Origin of the sequence: Micromonospora sp. NPDC049089 (genome assembly GCF_040648775.1) — a bacterium.
Taxonomy (GTDB): Bacteria; Actinomycetota; Actinomycetes; order Mycobacteriales; family Micromonosporaceae; genus Micromonospora.
Window position 1 is genome coordinate 1 of record NZ_JBEZEH010000354.1, and the last position, 3,326, is coordinate 3,326.

The 3,326-nt window shown below is 68.0% G+C and carries 1 protein-coding gene and 1 pseudogene; one reads left to right on the forward strand and one right to left on the reverse strand.

The features are described from left to right. Positions 1-755 (reverse strand): annotated as a pseudogene (locus AB0B48_RS32520) (hypothetical protein); the annotation flags it as partial. A 597-nt stretch (positions 756-1,352) separates the two neighbouring features. Between AB0B48_RS32520 and AB0B48_RS32525 the strand changes: the two are divergent. Continuing rightward, a complete protein-coding gene (locus AB0B48_RS32525) occupies positions 1,353-3,146 on the forward strand; it encodes a glycoside hydrolase family 6 protein (protein ID WP_357208354.1) in 1,794 nt (597 codons plus the stop codon). Positions 3,147-3,326 lie beyond the last annotated feature (180 nt).

Below are 3,326 nucleotides of genomic sequence, written 5' to 3' on the forward strand. Positions count from 1 at the left end.
TCGGAGCCGTGCTCGTCCTTGTTCTCCCAGCCCTTGTCCGAGCCGTACTCGGAGCCGTGCTCGTCCTTGTTCTCCCAGCCCTTGTCCGAGCCGTATTCCGAGCCGTGCTCGTCCTTGTTCTCCCAGCCCTTGTCCGAGCCGTATTCCGAGCCGTGCTCGTCCTTGGACTCCCAGTCCTTCTTGTCTTCGTCCTTGGAGTCCCAGTCCTTCTTGTCACGGCCTTCTTCGGCGTCCTGGCCGTGCTCCTCGCCCTTCCAGTCCTTGCTGCCCTCGTCGCCGTAGGCGTCGGCGGCAGCGCCGCCACCCTGGCCACCCTTGCCGTTCTCGTCCTTGCCCTTGTCGTCCTTGCCCTTGTCGTCCTTGCCGTGCTCGTCCTTGCCGCTGTCGTCCTTGCCTTCGTGGTCCTTGCCCTTGTCGTCCTTGCCGTTCTCGTCCTTGCCGTGTTCGTCCTTGCCCTTGTCGTGGTCGGAGGAGTCCTCCTCCTCACGCCACTCGCGGTCCTCGCCCCGGTCTTCATCCGCCGGCTTGAGCTTGACCTTGCCGGTGACCTTGGACCACACGTACGCGTGCTCCTGCCGATCCGGGCAGATCTCGAGGAGCTTGACCTCGTCGCCAGCCTTGACGACGTGCGGCTTGGCGTAGACCTTGCCGTCGTCGTGGCCGTCGGCGAACGCGATCCCCGGTGCGAACACCAGGAGCGACGCGCCGCCGAGCGCGGCGCCCGCAACGACTTTCCCGAGCATCTTCTTAGCCATGACCTGCGTCACTCCATCCCTGTTGTCCTGAGCTCGGCGACAACCGAGCTAAGACCGACGTTAGACCGTTTCATGACTTATGAAGTGAAAGATTCGCGTTTTACCTTTGATCCAAGTAAGAGGTGAAGGGGTGGTACGCGGCTTTCGACGCGCTGAGTGTCGTGTCAGGTATCCCGGGGCCTCTGGGTGTGCCGCGGTGTTGCGCGCTCCCCGTTCCTGGCCTGCCCCGGCATCCGATAGCTGCGGCTCCGGGCGGTGCGTGCCGGTCCGGCGTGCTCGGAGGTATCGTCCGAAGCGGCTCCGGCAACGCATCGAGCCATTGCCATGGAAGCGCTCCCATGCAAGAATCGGCGAACGCGGTTCTGAGAGCCACACCGTGCAGGCAGGGAGTCGAGGGCACCCGGTTTCACCGGGCGACGCACCCGCCGCCGATCGACCGGCCGACGCATCGGTCGGGCACCACCACCACTATCGCCCGTCCGGGTCGGGCGCCCCCCAAAGAATCCCGTGGCGCCGACGGCCGTCCGTGCAGGACGCCCATCGGGCCGTCCCGCCGGGCCGTACGTGGGCCCGGTCTCGCCCAAGGAGATCAGTGGCATGAATGTGTGGAGAAGGTTAACCGGCCCACGCCGGGCCCTCGCGCTCGCCGGCGCGGGTGCCCTGGTCGCCGGTGGGCTCGTAACGATTCCGGGTACCGCGGCGCAGGCCGCGACGCAGTGCGACATCGCGTACACGAGTAACGACTGGCAGGGCGGCTTCACCGCGAACATCACCATCAAGAACGTCGGCGACCCGCTGAACGGCTGGACGCTCGGCTGGACCTTCCCCAACTCCAGCCAGCGGGTTCAGCAGGGCTGGTCGGCCACGTACACCCAGTCCGGCAGCCAGGTCACCGCCCGGAGCATGTCCTACAACGGCACCCTGGCCACCGGCGCGTCGACGAGCATCGGCTTCAACGGCGCGTGGAGCGGCAGCAACCCGAAGCCGACCTCGTTCACCCTGAACGGCGTGGTCTGCAACGGTGGCACCACCCCGCCGACGACGCCCCCGCCGACCACGCCCCCGCCGACGGACCCGCCGCCCACCACGCCGCCGCCTACCGACCCGCCGCCCACCACCAACCCGCCGCCCGGCACCAAGGTCGACAACCCGTACGTCGGGGTCCGCGGCTACGTGAACCCCGAGTGGAAGGCCAAGGCGGACGCCGAGGCCGGCGGAAGCCGGGTTTCCAACAACCCCACCGCCGTCTGGCTGGACCGGATCGCCGCGATCAACGGCACGCCGAACAGCAGCTCCAACGGGGCCTTCGGGGTGAAGGAGCACCTGGACGAGGCGCTGCGCCAAGGTGCCGGCTACATCCAGTTCGTGATCTACAACCTGCCCGGCCGGGACTGCTCCGCGCTCGCCTCGAACGGTGAGCTGGGCCCGAACGAGCTGCCGAGGTACAAGGCCGAGTACATCGACCCGATTGCCGCGATCCAGGGTCAGTCGAAGTACAGCAGCCTGCGGATCATCAACATCATCGAGATCGACTCGCTGCCGAACCTGGTGACCAACACCTCTGGCCAGCCTGGCGGCACGGTCATGTGCGACACGGTCAAGGCAAACGGCGCCTACGTCAACGGTGTCGGCTACGCCCTGGCCAAGCTTGGCGCGATCGGCAACGTCTACAACTACATCGACTCCGGCCACCACGGCTGGCTCGGTTGGGACAGCAACTTCAACCCGAGCGCCGAAATCCTGAAGACCGCCGCGGTCGCCTCCGGCAGCACGGTCAACAACGTGCACGGATTCATCACCAACACCGCGAACTACTCGGCGCTCCAGGAGCCGTACTTCAAGGTCACCGACAACGTGAACGGCCAGACGGTGCGGCAGTCCAAGTGGGTCGACTGGAACTACTACGTCGACGAGCTGTCGTTCGCCCAGGCGTTCCGGACCAAGCTGGTCTCGTTGGGCTTCAACTCGAACATCGGCATGCTCATCGACACCTCCCGCAACGGTTGGGGCGGCTCCGCTCGACCCACCGGGCCGGGCGCGACGACGAGCGTCGACACCTACGTCAACGGTGGCCGCATCGACCGCCGGGCGCACCTCGGCAACTGGTGCAACCAGGCCGGTGCCGGTCTCGGTGAGCGGCCCCGGGCGAACCCGGCGACGGGCATCGACGCCTACGTCTGGGTGAAGCCGCCGGGCGAGTCGGACGGCTCCAGCAGCGAGATCCCGAACAACGAGGGCAAGGGCTTCGACCGGATGTGTGACCCGACGTACGGCGGCAACGCCCGCAACGGCAACAACCCGTCGGGGGCTCTGGGCAACGCGCCGATCTCCGGTGCCTGGTTCTCCGCCCAGTTCCAGGAGCTCATGCGCAACGCCTACCCGGCGCTCTGATCGGGTAGCTCACGCACCAACCCGCTGCCAGTGGTTGGTGAGGCACTGCTGGCAGCAGGTTCCCCCCGGGGGGGGGGGGGGGGGGGGGCCGGGGGGGGGGGGGGGGCGCCCCCCCGGTGGGGGGGTCGGCGCCGGGGGGGAGGTGGGTCGTGCGGCGGAGCGCGGCGCGGCCCGGGGGCG